The organism is Pseudomonas sp. Xaverov 259, assembly GCF_019352915.1.
Taxonomy (GTDB): Bacteria; Pseudomonadota; Gammaproteobacteria; order Pseudomonadales; family Pseudomonadaceae; genus Aquipseudomonas.
The window spans coordinates 58843-77021 of the sequence record NZ_JAAAFV010000034.1 but is presented as its reverse complement, the minus strand read 5'-3'; the positions used below and the strand labels follow the sequence as shown (position 1 = coordinate 77021).

Genomic DNA, 18179 nt, shown 5'->3' with positions numbered 1-18179 from the left:
CGCAGAAACCAATCGGCCAAGGTCGTCATAGGCGTAGGAAACAACCTTCTGCTCCGTCACCCATTCGAAGGGCTCATGCCCTTTGGCCCGATGAACCTGATAGTCCACCGCCACAATGCGGCCCAGCTCATAACGCAGAAACAGCGAGCGCCCCACACCGTTATCCAGCCGCTCAACCCGCCCCAAACGATCGTGAAAAACCCGCAACCGGTTGTCATACGCATCGCTGATGGCAACCAGCACGCCATCGTGGAAGTGATAAAAGCGCGACGCCTGAGCCAGCACCAGTTCATCGGGCACGTCACCCAAATAGATCGCCGCTTCGGCCAAGCTATTAGTAATCGCCGGTCGAGCGGCGGTAGGCAGCACAAACTCGGTACGGCGGTTCTCATGATCCGTCCACACCACCGAATCACCCGAAACCACTAACCGCTGCGCGAGCGAATGGCTCCAGCCAAACCCCAACCCGCAATCCACTTCCACCGCACTGGTGCGATACACCCGCGTCCACTCAAACGGCAAAACCCCATCCAACGAGCCATCAGTGAGTGTCAGCAATTCCTCGCCGGTAACCATCGACACCGGGCAACCATTGGTAACGGTTTTGTCCGACGCAGATGCAGCATCGCCATTCAGGTTCTTGCCCGAAGCCGGCACATCATCCACAGGTTCCTGGCGCACCAACGCGGTCTGCTGCGTCTTGCCGCGCACCGCCGGCACCGGGTTGGCAACCAACTGATCCCCAGCCTTCAGCGGCGCAACCGGCACGGTCTTGATCGGCGTCTGGCCACTGCCCAGCAAGATCGGCTTGGCGGCCTCGACATGCTCACCCAGGCGAGATTTACCGAATTGCCCGGCCAGTTGCTCCAACCACTCACGCGCACGCCGAGACTTGATGCCGCCCAGCACCTGGGCGCTCATGCGTATCGCAATCCCCATACCGCCCGTGGCCAGGGCCAGCATCAGGTTGATCAGCACGTCGGCGCTGATCTCACCCAGCAACTCGTTCATGTACGCGGGCGGCAACAACCGCATCCAACTGACCATGGCCGACAGGTAGATGAACAACAGCGGCTCATCGCTGAGCACCAACAGACCTTTCGCAAGCGCCTCGGCGCTCACATTCAGCAGCTGTTCAAACTCGGCCTGGGACAGATAACTCAGCAGCTTTTCAGCATTGTCCAGCGGGTGTGCAAGCCACTCAAACAGCTGCTTGAGGCTGTCCCAGAGTGAGTACAGCGCCTCGCCAAACCCCTTGGCGTAAGCCTGGTCCAGCAACAGATAACGTTTGAGGAAGTTTGCCTCGGAGTAGTCCTGCCACAGTGGTGCAAACGTGCCGCTCCACTCGCTGCGCAGCCAACCTTCCAGCGGCGCGATCACCGACTGATAGGAGGCGTACAACGCCTTGAAGTGTTCGGAGGAAACATTGGGGTAAAAATTGACCCGGTACTGCTGGTTGCGATCACACTCGGTGATTTCGAGAATGCCGCTGGGGCCGATGGTCTTGTGGATCGGCTCGCCCAGTGGGCCACCGTTGGGATCGACGCGTTGCAGCACCACCGGCGTATTGCCGATGGGCACAAAACGCGCGCTTTGGAACATATGCACCAGGGTCAACGTGCCGTTGGCCTGGCAGGTGGCGACAGTAGTGCTGGGAATGATCGAGCGGTCGATCGGCGCGACCAGCGCCACTTCATTGCCGACCTTGAACACCTGCTCGACATCCAGCGCCGAAAAGCTCAAGAAGCTCTGCGCCCAGCTGTCGTATGAATTCAGGCAACGCCGGAAATCGCCAAGCACGGACTCGACGTCGCGCGTCTTCGAATCCATGGCCGCCAGCACCAACAGGCCAATGGTCTGGCCGGTGGCGGCGATCAAAAGACAACCTTGTAAGTCGGAAAAACCATCTGCAATCCCTCGCACTGTGTGATCAGGCGAAGGACTTTGCAGAGATTTTCAGGACAACTCTGTAGAGCTTATCCGGCGTTCACGTGGGAAGTTTCAACGGCCTTCGTGCGCTCACGCCCAAGCACCAGGCTGCACAGCGCCGGCAGGAACAGCAGCGTTAACACGGTTCCTACCAGCACCCCGCCAATCAGCACGTAGGCCAGGGACGACCAGAACACCGACAGCGTCAACGGAATAAACGCCAACGCGGCGGCCAATGCGGTCAGGATCACCGGCCGCGCCCGGCGCACGGTGGCTTCGATAATCGCCTCGCGCACCGCCATGCCATGGTCCTGGTTCTGGCGGATCTGGTCGGTAAAAATCAGCGTGTTGCGCATCAAAATACCGCCAATCCCGATCAGGCCCAGAATCGCGTTAAAGCCGAACGGCTGGTTGAACAGCAGCAAGGTCGGTACCGCGCCAATCAAGCCCAGCGGCGCCGTGGCGAAGACCATGAACATCACGCCGAACGAGCGCACCTGGAACATGATCACCGTGAGGGTCAGTAAAATCATGATCGGGAACAGTGCCGCCAGCGCCACGTTGGCCTTGGCGCTTTCTTCCACCGGGCCGCCGATGTCGATCTGGTAACCGGCGGGTAGCTTGGCGATCAAGGGTTGCAGGTCTTTGTACACGGCCATTTCCACGTCGGGCGGTTGCACGCCGTCGATGATGTCGGCGCGCACTTCCACGGTGCTTGCACGGTTGCGCCGCTTGAGGATCGGCTCTTCCATCACCGCCTGAAAATGCCCGACCTGGGCCAGCGGCACCGAGGTGCCGGCGCTGTTGGTGAGGGTCATGTTGTTGAGGTTGCCGAGGTTCTCGCGCTGGTTGCCCTGGGCGCGCGCGACCACCGACACGGTGCGGTTGCCTTCGCGCACTTCGGTGATCGGGTTGCCGCTGAGCAAGGCGTTGAGCTGCGATTTGACCTCGTTGGGCGTGAAGCCCAGCAGGCGCAGGCGGTCTTGATCCAGCACCAGCCGATAGCCACTGGTGCGCTCGCCCCAGTCGAGGAAAGCGTCCTTGGTCAGTGTGTTGGCCGCCACGACGCGGCGCACGTCTTCGGACACCCCGCGCAGCACATCCAGGTTCGGCCCGGACACACGAAACACCACCGGAAACGGTACCGGCGGGCCAAACAGCAACTGTGTGACGCGCACCCGCGCTGCCGGGAATTCGCCGGCGGCAATGCGTTCACGCATGCGCAGTTTCAGTGCATCGCGGGCATGGGAATCCGGGGTTTGCACAATCAGCTTGGCAAACGCCGGGTCGGGCAGTTCGGGGTTCAGCGACAGGAAAAAGCGTGGTGCGCCGCCGCCTACATAGGTGTCGACCAGGCTGGTTTGCGGCTCTTGCAGCAAGGCTTTTTCCAGCTGCGCCGCCACCGCCTCGGTGCTTTTGAAGGCGCTGCCGGGCGGCATATACACCTCAAGGATCAGCTCGGAACGGTCGGAGTTGGGGAAAAACTGCTTCTTCACCACGCCCATGCCCAGCACGCACAGCACAAAGGCGCCGACCACCAGGCCAGTGACAAGCCAGCGTTGGCGCACGCAGGCTTGAACCAGGCTGCGCAGTTTCTGGTAATAACGCCCGGCGTAAATCGCGTCATGGCCGCCCGGCACCGCTTTGATCTGCGGCAGCAACTTCACGCCCAGGTACGGCGTAAACACCACGGCCACCAGCCAGGATGAAATCAGCGCAAAGCCGACGATCCAGAAGATATTGCCGGCATATTCCCCGGCGCCGGAGCGCGCAAACCCCACCGGCAGAAAGCCGATGATGGTCACCAACGTGCCGGTGAGCATCGGCGCCGCAGTGGAGCTCCAGGCAAACGTGGCGGCGTGAATCCGGTCAAAACCTTCTTCGAGTTTTACCACCATCATCTCGATGGCGATGATCGCGTCGTCCACCAGCAAACCCAGGGAAATAATCAGCGCGCCCAAGGTAATGCGGTCAAATTCGCGCCCGGTGAGCAGCATGATCACAAACACTACGGATAAGGTCAGCGGCACTGCGGCGGCCACCACCAGCCCGACGCGAAAGCCCAGGGCCAACAGGCTGATCACCATCACCACGGCCAGGGCGACGAAGAATTTGAGCATGAATTCATTCACCGCCAGGCTGATGTTTTTCGCCTGGTCGGAGACCTTGGCGAAGTTCACCCCCAGCGGCAGGTCCGCCTGGATCCTGGCTTCCTGGGCCTTGAGGCTTTTGTCCAGTTCCAGGCCGTTCCAGTGTTTCTCCATGATCACGCCAAGCATCAGCGCCGGGTCGCCCTGATGGCGGATGCGGTAGCTGGGCGGGTCTTCATAACCACGGCTCACGCTGGCCACATCGGCAATGCGCAACACGCGGCCGTTGACTTCCAGCGGTACGTTTTCGATCAGCGCCAGGCTGTCGAAGGCGCCGTCGATGCGGATATAGGCGCGGGCACCGGCGGTTTCGACAAAACCCGACGGCGCCACGGCGTTTTGCGCGGCGAGGGCGGCGAAGATCTGGTCGGGCTTGATGCCCAGCGTGGCCAGGCGCTCATAAGAGAACTCGACAAAAATTCGCTGCGCCTGCTCGCCGAGGATATTGACCTTCTTCACGCCCGGCAGGTTGAGCAAGCCCTGGCGCAGGTCTTCAGCCATCTGCACTTGCTGGCGATGGGGCAGATGCTCGGCTTCCAGCGCATACAGGGCGAAATACACATCGGAATATTCGTCATTGAAGAATGGCCCGATCACGCCTTTGGGCAGCTTCGCCGCTTCGTCGCTGAGCTTTTTGCGGGTCTGGTAGAACAGGTCCTGGATCTCGCTGGGGCGCGTGGACTCCTTGTAGGTCATGCGCATCGACACAAAACCGGGCTGGGCGATGGTCTCTACGCGGTCGTAGTAGTCCAGTTCCTGCAGGCGTTTTTCCAGGCGGTCGGCGACTTGTTCTTGCATCTCCTGCGCGGTGGCGCCGGGCCAAGCGGCGGTGATGGTCATGACCTTGACGGTAAACGACGGGTCTTCGGCGCGCCCCAGCTTGCCGAACGAGAAGATCCCGGCGGCGAGGATCGCAATGATCAGAAACAGCGTGACGGCGCGGTGTTTGACCGCCAGTTCGGAGAGGTTGATGCCGCGCATGCTCAGTGGTCCTGTTTACGGTTGAGGGCCAGCACTTGCGCGGGCAGCAGGCGTACCGCGTCGCCGTTGTGCAGCAGGTGCGCGCCGAGGGCGACGACGATTTGGCCGGGGGTTACGCCGCTGTCGAGCAGGGCGTCTTCCTGGCCAAGGCTGGCCACGTTGACGGGGGCGAAGCTGACCTTGTCGTCCGTGCCGATCACCCACACGCCGGTACCTTGCCCCGCATCCTGCAACGCGCCGATGGGCACGCTGGTTTGCTGGGCCTGGCCGTTGCCTTGCAGGCGCACGGTGATGGTCGAGCCGAGGGCGAAACGGTCGACGGCGCCATGCAGCACGTAGCGTGCGCGGTAGGTGCGGGTGGTGGGGTCGGCACTCGCCGACAGCTCGCGCAGGGTGGCGGTGACGGCCTGGTCCGGTGCGCCGAACGGGAAGGCCAGGGCTTTTTGCGCGGCTTGGTCACGCTGGTTTTCCGGCAGGTTGACGATGGCTTCGCGGGCGCCGTCATGGGCCAGGCGCGCCACGATCTGGCCTTCGGCGACCACCTGGCCGCGATCCACGCGCACATCGGTGATGATGCCGTCGCCGTCGGCCTTGAGCACCGAGTAAGTACGGCGGTTTTCAATCTGGCTGGCATCCGATTGCGCCGAGGCTAACTCGGCTTCGGCCACGCGCAGGTTGGTCGCCGACTGGTCGAAGATCTGCCGCGACACGGCGCCAGTACTGGCCAGGCGCTGGTAGCGGCTCTCGTCATCTCGGCGCTGGCGCAACTGCGCCTGGGCAGCGTTGACGCGGTTTTTGGCCGACCGCAGGGCCAGTTCGAAGTCGCCGATGTCCAGCACCAACAGGGTGTCACCACGGGTGACGTGCTGGCCGGGGTCGACCTTGCGCTCAATGACTTTGCCGCTGACCCGGAAGCCCAAATCGCTTTCGGTGCGCGCCGCGACCACGCCGGTGTAGGCGCTTTGCTGGGTGCCGGCGGCTTCTACCTTGGCGGCCAGAACGGGACGCGGCAGGGGCACTTCGGCGGCGGTGTCGGCCTTGCTGTTGCAACCGCCGAGGAGGATCAATAAAGCCAGGGGCGTGAGAAGACGCAGGGGAAGAGGGTGCATGACGGGCTCCAGGGGTGGCCAATGGACAAAAAATTATGGACATAATTTTTTACTCATATTATGGTCGAAATATAAATTAATCCAGCCCCCGGATATCTCCAATGTCGAACGCCCCGGCCCCGTCGCGAAGCCTGTTGTTTTTACTGGTGGCGCTCACCGCGCTCGGTGAAGTCTCGACCCAATTGCTTATCCCCGGCCTTGGCGCTATTGAGCAGGCGCTGGCGGCGCCAGCCGGTTCGGCGTTGATGGCGTTGTCGGCATTTGTCGCGGCCTTTGGCCTTGGGCAGTTGCTGTTCGGGCCGCTGTCGGACCGCATCGGCCGCCGTCCCGTGTTGCTGGGCGGGTTGGCGCTGTATGTGCTGGCCACCTTGTCGATGCTGTTGGTCAGCGACATTCAACAGTTCATCGCCGCCCGCGTGCTGCAAGGCCTAGGCGCCTGCGCCGCGTTGGTGTTGGCGCGCACGGTGGTGCGTGATGTGTGGAAGGCCGAAGCGGGGCCGGCGCTGGCGTTGACCATGATCGGCATGCTCTACGCCATCGTCGTGGCGCCGATGATCGGTGGCCTGCTGATCAAACTACTGGGCTGGCAGGCGCCGATCCTGCTGGCGCTGGTGATCGGCAGCGTGGTGCTGGTGTTGGCGCTGCTGTTCTTTCGCGAGAGCAATCACTTTCTGGACCCCAAGGCCGGGCATTGGCGCACCCTCGGCGGGCAATACCTGGATCTGCTCAAGGGCCGCCAATACCGTGCGTATGCGGTTGCGCTGGCCTGCACCTACGGCGCCATGTTTGCGGTGATCGCCGGTTCATCAGCGGTGTTTATCAACTTGCTGGGGTTCAGCAGTCTTGAGTACGGGCTTAATTTTGGCCTGATCGTGTCGATGCTGATCGTGGGCTCCACCTACACTCGACGCAATATCCTGCGCCTGGGGCCGCAACGGATTGTGTCGATGGGCGTGACGTTGGTCGCCGTCGGCGGCATTTCGGCGGTGGTGATTTATGAGCTGTTCGGCCTGTCGGCGCTGGGCCTGGATATTCCGGTGGCATTGGTCACCCTCGGCGGCGGTCTGGTGTTGCCGGGTTCGGTGACAGGCGGGGTGATGCCCAACGCCCATCGTGCGGGGTTGGCGGCGGGGTTGATGGGCTTTTCGCAGATGTTTGGCGCGACGTGCAGTGGCCTGTTGCTGAGCCATCTGCGCGATGGCAGTGCCACGCCGATGATCATGATCCAGGCGAGCTTTGCGGTTTTAGCGTTTGTGGCATTCCACCTGCTGCGCCAGCGCCGGGCGGTGCTGGCAGCGGCGTAGGTGATCGTTCCCACGCTCTGCGTGGGAATGCCGCCCCGGACGCTCCGCGTCCCGTTCTGGTAGTCGTGACGCAGAGCGTCACTGGATGCATTCCCACGCAGAGCGTGGGAACGATCAGCGGTCAGGCCATGTCGCTGTGTGCGAATTCCTCGCCGAGAAAATCAATCAACGTCCGCACCGACGGCAACAGCCCACGGCGCGACGGGAAAATCGCATGCACGATCCCGGTCCTCGGTGACCACCCGGGGATCAAGTCGACCAGCCGCCCGGCGGCAATGTCTTCGCGCACCACCACACTCGGTAGGTGCGCAATCCCCACCCCGGCACACACCGCGTGGCGCAACGCCAACAGGTCATCGGTGATCATCCGTGGGAAATGCCGGATCACCGCACTGGCACCGTTCTCGCCAAACAACTCCCACTGATATTCGCGCTGCGCCGAACCCCAATACACGCTCGGCAAACCGTTCAAATCCGCCGGCAATGGCGGGCTGGACAGGCGCGCCACAAACGCCGGGTTGCCCACCAGGCACTGCGTGCTGTTGCCGAGTACCTTCATCACCAGATCGGTGTCTTCCAAGGGCGGAAAGCGAATGCGCAGGGCAATGTCAAAGCCTTCGTGAATCACATCCACACGCCGGTTGGTGCTCTCCAGGTGCAACTCCACCAACGGGTATTTGAGCATATAGCGGGTCAGCATCGGCCCGACCCAGGAGTTGAGCAGGGCGGTGGGGCAGCTCAAGCGCACAATGCCCTGGGGCTCGGAACGGTTGCGCTCGATCACTTCGGCAGCGGCTTCGGCCTCCACCCGCATGGCCAGGCAGCGCTGGTAATAGACCTGGCCGATTTCGGTGAGCGAGCAATGCCGGCTGGTGCGGTTGATCAGGCGCACGCCCAGGCGCTCTTCAAGCTGGCTGATACGCCGGCTCAGCTTCGACTTGGGCATGTCCAGCGCGCGGCCAGCCGCGGCAAAACCACGATGCTCGACCACTTGGGTGAAGTAATAGAGGGTGTTGAGGTCTTCCACTATCGTTCTCCAAATAGAACGCTAAGGGTTATTTTTGCCGTCTAGCGCGGTAAAGGTAGCGGATTTAAGCTGTGTTCATGCACTGCTTTCACGCCTTTGGAGAAACGCCATGAAAAACATCATCGGTATCTACACCAGCCCACGCAGCCATTGGGTAGGCGACGGCTTTCCGGTTCGCACGCTGTTTTCCTACGACACCATGGGCAAACACATCAGCCCGTTCCTGTTGCTGGACCACGCCGGCCCGGCGGATTTCACCCCGACTCAAGCACGTCGTGGCGTAGGGCAGCACCCGCATCGCGGCTTTGAAACCGTGACCATCGTCTACAAAGGCGAAGTCGAGCACCGCGATTCCACCGGCGCTGGCGGCACCATTGGCCCAGGCGATGTGCAATGGATGACTGCGGCCAAAGGCATCCTGCATGAGGAGTTCCACTCCGAAGCGTTTGCCCAAAAAGGCGGCGCGCTGGAAATGGTGCAGTTGTGGGTCAACCTGCCGGCCAAGGACAAAATGACCGACGCCGGTTACCAGACCATCCTCGACGGCGATATCCCGGCGCTGCCCCTGGCCGATAACGCCGGCAGCCTGCGCCTGATTGCCGGGGAGTTTGCCGGCAAACAAGGCCCGGCCCGCACCTTCACGCCGATCGACGTGTGGGATGTGCGCCTCAACGCTGGCAAGGCCGTGACCCTCGACCTGCACGCCGGGCGCAACACCGCGCTGGTGGTGCTCAAAGGCACGGTGCAGGTCAATGGCCAGGAACTGGTGCGCGAAGGGCAGCTTGCATTGTTCGAACGCGACGGCGATCAACTCGCCCTGGAGTCCAACAACGAGGCGATGTTCCTGTTGCTCAGCGGTGAACCCATCGACGAACCCATCGTCGGCCACGGCCCGTTCGTGATGAACACCGAGCAAGAGATCCACCAGGCCTTTGCCGACTTCCAATCCGGCCAGTTCGGCCAGATGCATCACTGATTCACCCCGCAACACCCAACCCAGATGGCCAGGCCGGTTTACCGGCCAAGGATGGCTGTCGCCCATGGAAAAGAGGAAGCACTCATGACTACTCCCTACAAGCGTCTGGACAAGGACAACGCCGCCGTTCTGCTGGTTGATCATCAGGCTGGCCTGCTGTCTCTGGTGCGCGATATCGAACCGGACAAGTTCAAGAACAACGTGCTGGCCCTGGCCGACCTGGCCAAGTACTTCAAGCTGCCGACCATCCTCACCACCAGCTTCGAAACCGGCCCCAACGGCCCGCTGGTGCCGGAGCTGAAGGCACTGTTCCCGGACGCGCCGTACATTGCGCGCCCTGGCCAGATCAACGCCTGGGACAACGAAGATTTCGTCAAGGCGATCAAGGCCACCGGCAAGAAACAACTGATCATTGCCGGCGTAGTGACCGAGGTTTGCGTGGCGTTCCCGGCGCTGTCGGCTCTGGCGGAAGGGTTTGAGGTGTTTGTGGTGACGGATGCATCCGGCACCTTCAACGAGATCACCCGCCATTCGGCCTGGGACCGCATGTCGGCCAATGGCGCGCAACTGATGACCTGGTTCGGCCTGGCCTGTGAGCTGCACCGCGACTGGCGCAACGACATCGAAGGCCTGGGCACTTTGTTTGCCAACCATATCCCGGACTATCGCAACCTGTTCACCAGCTATAACGCGCTGACTGGCGCCAAATAAACGCAGACCTCAAGATTGCTACATAACCCCTGTGGGAGCGGGCTTGTGTGGGAGCTGGCTTGCCTGCGATGGCATCACCTCGGTTCATCAGTCATACCGAGGTGTCCGCATCGCAGGCAAGCCAGCTCCCACACAAAGCCTGTTCCCACATTTTGTTATTCAGTATTGCCGATTCATGCGATCTTCTCGCCATACACCCTGGAGTCGCCTGGATGCCCTCATTTATCGCTGATCACCCGATGCTGTGCGCCGTGGCGCTGATCTTTATCGACATCGCCGTGTGGCGGCTTATTTCCGTCAACCTCGCCAACTGGAAACTGGCGGCGCGCCTGGCGATCTTTGCGGTGTTCAGCGCCGTGCTGTTCAACGACGGCATGAACCCCATGCAGCTCGCGCCCTATGGTGACAACACCGCCTTGCACCTGGCCGCCACGGCGTTGCAGATCGGCTGGTGGCTGTTTGCCGCGCGGACCCTCACGGTGTTGCTCGGCACCGTGATGATGAACCGGGTAGGGCACGGCGGACGCTTGTTGCAAGACCTGCTGGGCGCGGTGATTTTTTTGATCGCCATCATCGCCGCCATGGCCTATGTGCTCGACCTGCCGGTCAAGGGCGTGCTCGCCACCTCCGGCGCGGTGGCGATCATCGTCGGCCTGGCCTTGCAAAGCACCTTGAGCGACGTGTTTTCCGGGATCGTGCTCAACACCACCAAGCCGTATCAGGTGGATGACTGGATCTCCATTGACGGCACCGAAGGGCGCGTCACCGACATCGACTGGCGCGCCACGCGCCTGCAAACCTCCCAGGGCAGCATGGCGGTAATCCCTAACTCCCTGGCAGCCAAGGCCAAGATCATCAACTTCTCACGCCCGGCGGACATGTTTGGCCTGGCGGTCAGCCTGCAAGTCAGCCCGCACGCGCGGCCGCAAACCGTGATCGAAGCGCTGGAGCGCGCGATGCAAGGCTGCCGGCCATTACTGGCCAAACCGGCGCCCAGCGTGGCGTTCAAGACTTCGGCCAGTGGCGGCGTGGAATACGAGATCAGCGGGTTCGTGCCGGCCATGGGCCAAAAGCGTGAAGTGCGTAACCAGCTTTACGATTTGGCATTCCGTCACCTGCAAGCGGCGGGCGTGGGTGTGCTGTCGGCCACCGAAAGCAGCGCGCCGCCGGTGATGTCCCAGGCACGGGCATTGCTGGAGCGTTCGTCGATATTCTCCACGCTGCGCCAGGAAGAAAAAGACACCTTCAGCCAGAACATGACCCTGCACACCTACCGCGCCGGCGAGATGATCCTGCCAGCGGGGGAGGTCAGCGACCATTTGTTTATCGTCGAATCCGGCGTGGTCTCGGTGATGTTGATCAAGGATGGCCACAAGTTCGAAGCCGGGCGCATGGGGCCGGGCGAGGTGATTGGCGAGTCGGGGATTTTGTCCGATCAAGCGACGCTGGCGGACTTCACCGCCAAGACCTTCTGCACGCTGTACCGCATCGAGAATGAATACCTCAAACCCTGCCTGGACGCGCGCCACGACATCAGTGAAGCGATGAAAGCGCTGTTGGATTTCCGCGTACACGCCGCCCAAGCCCTGACCCAGGACGCGCCGGTGGTGCCGGTCAAGAAGGGCTTTTTGCAATGGCTGCGTAATCGCGGGTTGTGAGGCCGTAACGCCATATCGTCGGGGTGTAACGCGATCTGAATGTGGGAGCGGGCTTGCTCGCGAATACGGTGGGTCAGTCACCTGTGCATCGACTGACACTACGCTTTCGCGAGCAAGCCCGCTCCCACATTCAGACTGAGTTGTTTCAGTTGGAAGGTGCGCACCGGGTTTGGCGCGCACTGCTGGTTGATCAATGGCTCAGATACACCGGGCTGTCGGTGGACAGCGAGGCTTTTACTGCGTGGGTCATGTCGGTAATCAACGCTTCTTCGCGGTCTTCACTCAGTGCTTTGAGGGTAATGGCAACCACTTCCTGCGGCGTGCTTTTCGGTGCTTGCACATCGGCCACCATGTCGGTGTCGATATAGGCCGGGTGCACACCGATCACCAACGTATTCTGCTCGCGCAGTTCGCCGCGCAAGCCATTGGTAAGGCCCCACTGCGCCGACTTGGAGGTGCTGTAGCCGCCGGAGCCGGGCGGGCTCAGCCAGCTCAGTACCGAGAGAATATTGATCAGCGCACCGCCACCTTGTTTGGCCAGGATCGGCGCAAACGCGCGGCTCAGGCGCAAGGTGCCGAAAGTGTTCACCTCAAAGTGCTGCTGCAGGTTCTCGATGCTGTCTTCGGCCAGCAACGAGCCGTACTTGAGCCAGCCCGCGTTGTTGATCAGCACACTCACATCGCCGCACTGCTCGGCGGCGCGCTGCACGCTGGCCGGGTCGGTAATGTCCAGGGCAATCGGCGTGCTGCCGGGGATATCCACACTGGCCGGGTCGCGTGCACCTGCATACACCTTGGCCGCACCGGCTGCCAGCAGCGCGGTGACAAACGCTTTGCCCAGGCCACGATTGGCACCGGTAACCAACACCACTTTTCCACGAATATCCATGATGCACTCCAGGCGACGAATTAGGTTTAATAATGAAACCGTTTTTATCCTGAGCCTGTTGGTCCTATAATGCAACCTAATATTTCAACATGCCCGGAGGCCCGACGATGAAACGCAAATGCCTGGAAGGCGACTGTTGCCCGGTTGCCCGCGCGCTCGACGTGGTGGGGGATTGGTGGACGCTGTTGATCATCCGCGATGCCTACGCCGGGGTGACGCGCTTCGGCGACTTCCAAAAACACCTGGGCGTGGCAAAAAACATCCTCGCCACGCGCCTCAAGGACATGGTCGAGCAAGGCCTGTTGCAAACCAGTGAAGTGGGCGCGCGCAGCGAATATCAACTCACCGACAAAGGCCGTGCGCTGATGCCGGTACTGGTGACCCTGGCGCAATGGGGCGAAACCTTCACGCAGCCGGCTGATGGCAGCACCCACTTGCTGGATGCGCGCTTGCTCAAGCCGCTGCGCAAGGTTGAGATTGTGTCCGAGGATGGCCGGGTGCTGGGTCTGGAAGACATCGTCACCCAGATGCCAACCGCATAACGACTGGGCCATTGTGGCGAGCAGGCTGTTATGGCAAACAGGCTTGTTGTGACAAACAGGCTTGTTGTGGCGAGCAGGCTTGCCCTGCGTTGGGCTGCGCAGCAGCCCCGGCTCTTTTTCTGCCTGACTCACCGTACCGCCTGGATTGGGGCGGCTTCTCCACCCAGCGCAGGGCAAGCCTGCTCGCCACAATAAGCAGGCTCGCCACAAAGGGTGCATGGCGACCTAAAACGCTCTCGGGCAAAGCCTCTAAGGCTTCAGGGGCATTTTCTTCAATACCGCTGTCGTTCAGCCCTTTACCGTGTGGCCATCGTCACTTGGCCTTACAACAAGGAACTGCAATGAGCCTGATTATTTCCATGGCGGCCTTCGCCCTCGCCACGTCCATCACCCCCGGCCCGGTCAATGTGGTGGCGCTCAGTTCGGGCGCACGCTTTGGTTTTGTCGCCAGCCAGAAACATGTATTCGGCGCCGCCGTGGGCTTTACCTTGCTGCTGGTGCTGATCGGCCTGGGCCTGCATGAAGTGCTGGTGCGCTGGCCGATTCTCACCCAGTTGATCCAATGGGGCGGGGTCGCCTTTTTGCTGTACATGGCCTGGAAACTCGCGGCCGATGATGGCCGGCTTGACGCCGAAGGCACTGCCACCGCGCCATCAATGCTTTACGGCGCGATCATGCAATGGCTCAACCCCAAGGCCTGGCTGGCCTGCGTGGCGGGTATGGGCTTGTTTGTGGCCGATGGCGATGCGCGCCAAGTGTGGTTATTTGCGGCGCTGTATTTGGTGATCTGCTACCTGTCGGTGGCGTGCTGGGCCTACGCCGGAACCTTCTTGCGACGCTACCTGAGCAACCCGCAAGGCGTGCGCCTGTTCAACCGCTCAATGGCCGCGTTGCTGGTGGCCAGTGTGGGTTATTTGCTGATGGCTTGAGCAAGTCGCGGTACTGCCCCGGCGTGGCGGCGAAATGCAGTTTGAAGGTGCGCTGAAAATGCGCCTGGTCGGCAAAGCCTGCGGCCAGGGCCACATCGGCGATCAGCTCGCCATTGCGCAATTGCGTGCGGGCAAACTGAATGCGCCGGTTGACCAGAAACGCATGGGGCGTGAGCCCGTAATACTGCTTGAACGCACGAATCAGGTACGACGGCGACAACTCGGCCGCCAGGCAAATATCTTCCAGCTTCAACGCTTCGGTGCAGTGCGCACGGATGTACTCGGCGGCGCGCTCCAGCTTGTGATTGACCTCACGCAGCGGCGTCAGCGACGGGTTCAGGCGCTGCTGCACCTCGGTGAAATAACTCACCAGCGCACTCTGTTTTTGCAGCAGCTCGGCCTGCTCATCCAGCAAAATCCCGTACAGCTCGATCAAGCCGTTGTACAACAGCGGGTCGCGGGTGTGCGGGGTATTGAACGGCCGATAACCCTGCTCGGTGCTGAAACCCAGCTGGTATTGCAGGTCCGTGAGCCACGGTGTGTCGAGGTAAAGCATGTGATACGACCAATGCTGGTCGTGGATCGGGTTGCAGGCATGCACATCGCCGGGGTTCATCAACACCACCGTGCCGGCGCTGATCTCGAAGGTCTGCGCGCCATAGTGGTAATAACTGCACCCGCTGGTGATGGCGCCGATGGAAAAGTGCTCGTGGGCGTGACGGGTGTAAGTGACCTTGCGCCCGTCGGCGATGGTGCGCGCCTCGATAAACGGCAAGCGCTCATCACGCCAGAAGCGCGGCGCGTGTGCAGGGTGAGGCGGGGTGTTCAGCGACATGGCGGTGGCTCCATCCCTTGAGACGAAGTGCGATCATTGCACAGAGCGCCGGGGTCGTCAGCTTCAAAGCTGTTTGGACAAAAACACCCGGCTGCTGCCTTCGGGCTGGCAGGGTATTTCACCAAACCGCACCCAACCCTGTTTCTCGTAAAAACCCGGCGCCTGGAAGCTTAAGGTGTACAGCACCGCATTCCGGCAACCCCGGCGCCGTGCTTCTTCTTCGAAGGCCTGCAGCAATTGGCTGCCCAGACCTGAGCCGCGCAGCGAGTCGGGCAAGTGAAACAGGTCGAGGAAGGCCATGCCCAGGGTGGTTTTGCCCGTGATGCCACCCAGGACCTGCTGGGTGTCCGGGTCTTTGAGCAACACCATCAACGGCCGACGATCATTGCCGCCAGTAACGGTCTCATTGAACGCGGCAAGGCCATCGCCCAGCAGGCGCTCGGCGTCGGGGTTGGGTTGGTCGCTGACTTCAATCATGCTCATGCGTTCCCGCTCCTCAAAGCCGCTGGCGCACCATGTGCAGCAGCCGCTCACCCACTTGATCAAACCCCTTGTTTTGCGCCACCACCTGCGCGCCTTCCATCAGCAGAGACAGCTCCTGCGCCAATGCTTGCGGTGCTTGCGCGCCCAATTGCTCACACAGCGTAGCGACCCGCGCAAATTGGCGCTGCTTGTGCGCCTCGATCAATTGGCGTGCCGGGTGATCCGGCTCGGGGATTTCGGCCAGGCTGTTGGTAAACGGGCAGCCGCGATAACCCGCGCGTTGCAGGTCATCCACGATAAACCCGGTAAAGCCCAGCAACTGCTCGCGGGGCGCGTCGGGGTATTGCTGCGCGAGGCTGTCGAGCACCTCGCTGTAGCTTTCGGTCAGGCGTTGCAGCCATTCCAGCACCAGCGCGTCTTTGTTTTCGAAATGCCGGTACACCGTCATCTTGGTCGAGGCGGCCAGCGCGGCAATCGCATCCACGCTCACACGGGTGATGCCCTGCTGCGCAAACAGGCTTTGCGCGGCCTCGACAATTCGCTCCCGGGGCGGCAGTTGAGGGGCTTGTTGCACACGCATGCAGAATCTCCGCTTGACAGCGATACCCATGAGTATCGCATGATACTAATCGGTATCTAGCGATACCGAGGAGTATCCATCATACCTGTTTGGAGCCACCCATGTACCTGTCCGAATACGCTGCCCAGGACGCCACCGGCCTGGCGCGCCTGATCCACGCCAAAGCCGTCAGCGCCGATGAAGTGCGCCGCGTCGCACTGCACGCCATGGCCACCCTCAACCCGCAGATTAATGCCCTGGTGGACACCTGGGACGACGAACCACCCGCAGCACCCGGCGCCTTTCACGGCGTGCCGATGTTGCTCAAGGATGTGGGCATCAGCGCCGCCGGGCGCCGCAACGAACTGGGCAGCACCCTGGCCCTGGGCTGCACTGCCGAGGCGGACTCCGAACTGATGACACGCTTTCGCCGCGCCGGCCTGCTGCCGCTGGGCCGCACCACCACACCGGAATTCGCGACCAGCACCACCACCGAAAGCCGCCTGTGCGGCCCCACGCGCAACCCCTGGCACCTGCAACGCAGCGCCGGCGGCTCCAGCGGTGGCTCGGCCGCTGCCGTGGCGGCAGGGTTGGTGCCGGTGGCCCATGCCACCGACGGCGGCGGCTCGATCCGCGTACCGGCGTCACTCTGCGGCCTGTTCGGCCTCAAACCCAGCCGCGGCCGCGTGCCCATGGGACCGGACGTCGACGAAGTATGGAGCGGCCTGGCCGTACACGGCGTGCTGACCCGCTCGGTACGCGACAGCGCGACCCTGCTGGACGCCATCCACGGCGCCGCGCCGGGCGACCCGTTCCAGATTGCGCCACCGCAGCACGGTTTTGTGGCGCTGTGCCAACGTGAACCCAAAGCCCTGCGCATCGCCCTGCAAACCCACCCACTCAATGGCCAGACGCTGCACCCGGCGGTGCAACAGACGCTGCTGAACACGGCGCTGCAGTTGCAAGCACTCGGTCACCACGTCGAAGAAGTCCAGCCGGATATCGGCTTAAGCTGGGAAGCCTTCGTCGAACTCAACACCCGCTTCTGGTCCACCAACACCGCCGGCTGGATCGACGCCATCGCCGCCGCCACCGGGCGCGAAGCCAGCGCCCAGTACCTGGAACCCGCAACCTTGAGCCTGTATGCATTGGGCAAATCGCTGCACGCCACCGACCTGCTCGGCGCCCTGTGGGAGCGCAACCTCGTCGCCCGCCGCATGGGGCACCTGTTCCAACGCTACGACGTGCTGCTGTCACCCACACTGCCTGGGCTGGCGCCCGAAATCGGCGACTACAACCAAGGCCAGGAACAGCTCGATGGCCGAGGCTGGATGCAACGGGTGTTCGCTCATTCGCCCTTCACCACGCTGGCCAACGTGACCGGCAGCCCGGCGATGTCCGTGCCCTTGGGCATGCACGATGGGATGCCGATCGGCATGCAGTTTATGGGCGCGTTTGGTTGTGAAGGGTTGTTGCTGGCGTTGGCGGCGCAATTGGAGCAAGCGTCGCCCTGGGCGGCTCGACGGCCGAAGGTGTGGGCCGGGTTCGTCTAGCGCTTGGAGCACCCTCCACTGAGCCTCGTGCCGTCAGTGACTCACGCTTGCTGCCAGCCGCCCATGTTGTCGGCCTTGATTTCGAAATCGATGGCTTCGCGGTAAGCGTCGCCAAGATCAGCGTACAAACCCTTGCCGAGTGCTTGGGTAGGCTGCCAGGTTTGTGTCTGTGGATCGAACACTTCGGCATCGTCACCGGCGGTGTCATCCAGCTTGTTGCGCAATGGGGTGTCATTGTCAATCCGAGTGGCTTCGAGCCGCTCGACAGGGTGCCCGTACAGGCTTTGGAGGCGTTCAATTTCTTCTTGCGTTGGTCGGGATTTTGCTCTTTCAGACTGCTCTAGAAGGTGCTTCGTCAGTGCGTCGATGGCCTGACGTCCTTTCGGCGGCAGGATGCCGGGGAGTGAATCGGGTGTGGTCCAGTTTTCAGGCGATCCGTAGGTTGGTTTCTCGTTATCGGCCTTGCTGGCTTCATAGCGTTGATAGAACGAAGCAGTTGAAGCATGGATTGAAAGCATGAATGCACCTCTCTGATAATCAACAA

Annotated in this window: 16 protein-coding genes; 7 read left to right on the top strand and 9 right to left on the bottom strand. The window is 61.9% G+C overall.

What is annotated here, in order from left to right; translation table 11 throughout:
- The 3 genes from K0H48_RS16410 to K0H48_RS16400 form a co-directional block, all read right to left on the bottom strand.
- Positions 1-1830 (bottom strand): DUF6531 domain-containing protein (locus tag K0H48_RS16410; RefSeq protein WP_257627003.1); only part of this gene is annotated, 1830 nt, incomplete at its 3' end.
- A gap of 146 nt (positions 1831-1976) precedes the next feature.
- A complete protein-coding gene (locus K0H48_RS16405; protein WP_219268271.1) occupies positions 1977-5060 on the bottom strand; it encodes an efflux RND transporter permease subunit in 3084 nt (1027 codons plus the stop codon).
- A 2-nt stretch (positions 5061-5062) separates the two neighbouring features.
- Positions 5063-6169 (bottom strand): efflux RND transporter periplasmic adaptor subunit, encoded by a 1107-nt coding sequence (locus K0H48_RS16400; RefSeq protein ID WP_219268270.1) that lies wholly within the window; start codon positions 6167-6169, stop codon positions 5063-5065.
- Between the two features lie 101 nt (positions 6170-6270).
- Between K0H48_RS16400 and K0H48_RS16395 the strand changes: the two genes are divergently transcribed.
- A complete protein-coding gene (locus K0H48_RS16395) occupies positions 6271-7473 on the top strand; it encodes a multidrug effflux MFS transporter (protein ID WP_219268269.1) in 1203 nt (400 codons plus the stop codon).
- Positions 7474-7594: 121 nt separating this feature from the next.
- Here K0H48_RS16395 and K0H48_RS16390 read toward each other — a convergent pair whose 3' ends face one another.
- A complete protein-coding gene (locus tag K0H48_RS16390; RefSeq protein WP_219268268.1) occupies positions 7595-8500 on the bottom strand; it encodes a LysR family transcriptional regulator in 906 nt (301 codons plus the stop codon).
- A gap of 109 nt (positions 8501-8609) precedes the next feature.
- Here K0H48_RS16390 and K0H48_RS16385 point away from each other — a divergent pair, with 109 nt between their 5' ends.
- From K0H48_RS16385 to K0H48_RS16375, 3 genes are all read left to right on the top strand, one after another.
- The gene (locus K0H48_RS16385) at positions 8610-9476 is read left to right on the top strand and encodes a pirin family protein (RefSeq protein ID WP_219268267.1); all 867 of its coding nucleotides are present in this window, start codon (positions 8610-8612) and stop codon (positions 9474-9476) included.
- 84 nt (positions 9477-9560) lie between these two features.
- Complete coding sequence (gene ycaC / locus K0H48_RS16380; RefSeq protein ID WP_138815658.1) at positions 9561-10187, top strand: isochorismate family cysteine hydrolase YcaC; 627 nt, start codon at positions 9561-9563, stop codon at positions 10185-10187.
- Between the two features lie 212 nt (positions 10188-10399).
- A complete protein-coding gene (locus K0H48_RS16375; RefSeq protein WP_219268266.1) occupies positions 10400-11845 on the top strand; it encodes a mechanosensitive ion channel domain-containing protein in 1446 nt (481 codons plus the stop codon).
- Positions 11846-12035: 190 nt separating this feature from the next.
- Here K0H48_RS16375 and K0H48_RS16370 read toward each other — a convergent pair whose 3' ends face one another.
- A complete protein-coding gene (locus K0H48_RS16370) occupies positions 12036-12734 on the bottom strand; it encodes an SDR family oxidoreductase (RefSeq protein WP_017139685.1) in 699 nt (232 codons plus the stop codon).
- A gap of 107 nt (positions 12735-12841) precedes the next feature.
- Here K0H48_RS16370 and K0H48_RS16365 point away from each other — a divergent pair, with 107 nt between their 5' ends.
- Positions 12842-13276: a helix-turn-helix domain-containing protein gene (locus tag K0H48_RS16365; RefSeq protein ID WP_219268265.1), complete on the top strand. Its 435-nt coding sequence runs from the start codon at positions 12842-12844 to the stop codon at positions 13274-13276.
- A 341-nt stretch (positions 13277-13617) separates the two neighbouring features.
- Positions 13618-14205: a LysE family translocator gene (locus K0H48_RS16360; RefSeq protein ID WP_219268264.1), complete on the top strand. Its 588-nt coding sequence runs from the start codon at positions 13618-13620 to the stop codon at positions 14203-14205.
- Here K0H48_RS16360 and K0H48_RS16355 read toward each other — a convergent pair.
- From K0H48_RS16355 to K0H48_RS16345, 3 genes are all read right to left on the bottom strand, one after another.
- Entirely contained in the window at positions 14147-15040 is an 894-nt protein-coding gene (locus K0H48_RS16355; protein ID WP_219268263.1) for an AraC family transcriptional regulator, read from the bottom strand. The genes K0H48_RS16360 and K0H48_RS16355 overlap by 59 nt on opposite strands.
- A gap of 63 nt (positions 15041-15103) precedes the next feature.
- The gene (locus K0H48_RS16350; protein ID WP_219268262.1) at positions 15104-15523 is read right to left on the bottom strand and encodes an N-acetyltransferase; all 420 of its coding nucleotides are present in this window, start codon (positions 15521-15523) and stop codon (positions 15104-15106) included.
- 13 nt (positions 15524-15536) lie between these two features.
- The gene (locus K0H48_RS16345; RefSeq protein WP_219268261.1) at positions 15537-16103 is read right to left on the bottom strand and encodes a TetR/AcrR family transcriptional regulator; all 567 of its coding nucleotides are present in this window, start codon (positions 16101-16103) and stop codon (positions 15537-15539) included.
- A gap of 101 nt (positions 16104-16204) precedes the next feature.
- Here K0H48_RS16345 and K0H48_RS16340 point away from each other — a divergent pair, with 101 nt between their 5' ends.
- Positions 16205-17635: an amidase gene (locus K0H48_RS16340; protein ID WP_219268260.1), complete on the top strand. Its 1431-nt coding sequence runs from the start codon at positions 16205-16207 to the stop codon at positions 17633-17635.
- A gap of 41 nt (positions 17636-17676) precedes the next feature.
- Here the strand turns inward: K0H48_RS16340 and K0H48_RS16335 are convergent, their stop codons facing one another.
- Complete coding sequence (locus K0H48_RS16335; protein WP_219268259.1) at positions 17677-18153, bottom strand: hypothetical protein; 477 nt, start codon at positions 18151-18153, stop codon at positions 17677-17679.
- Positions 18154-18179: the final 26 nt, after the last annotated feature.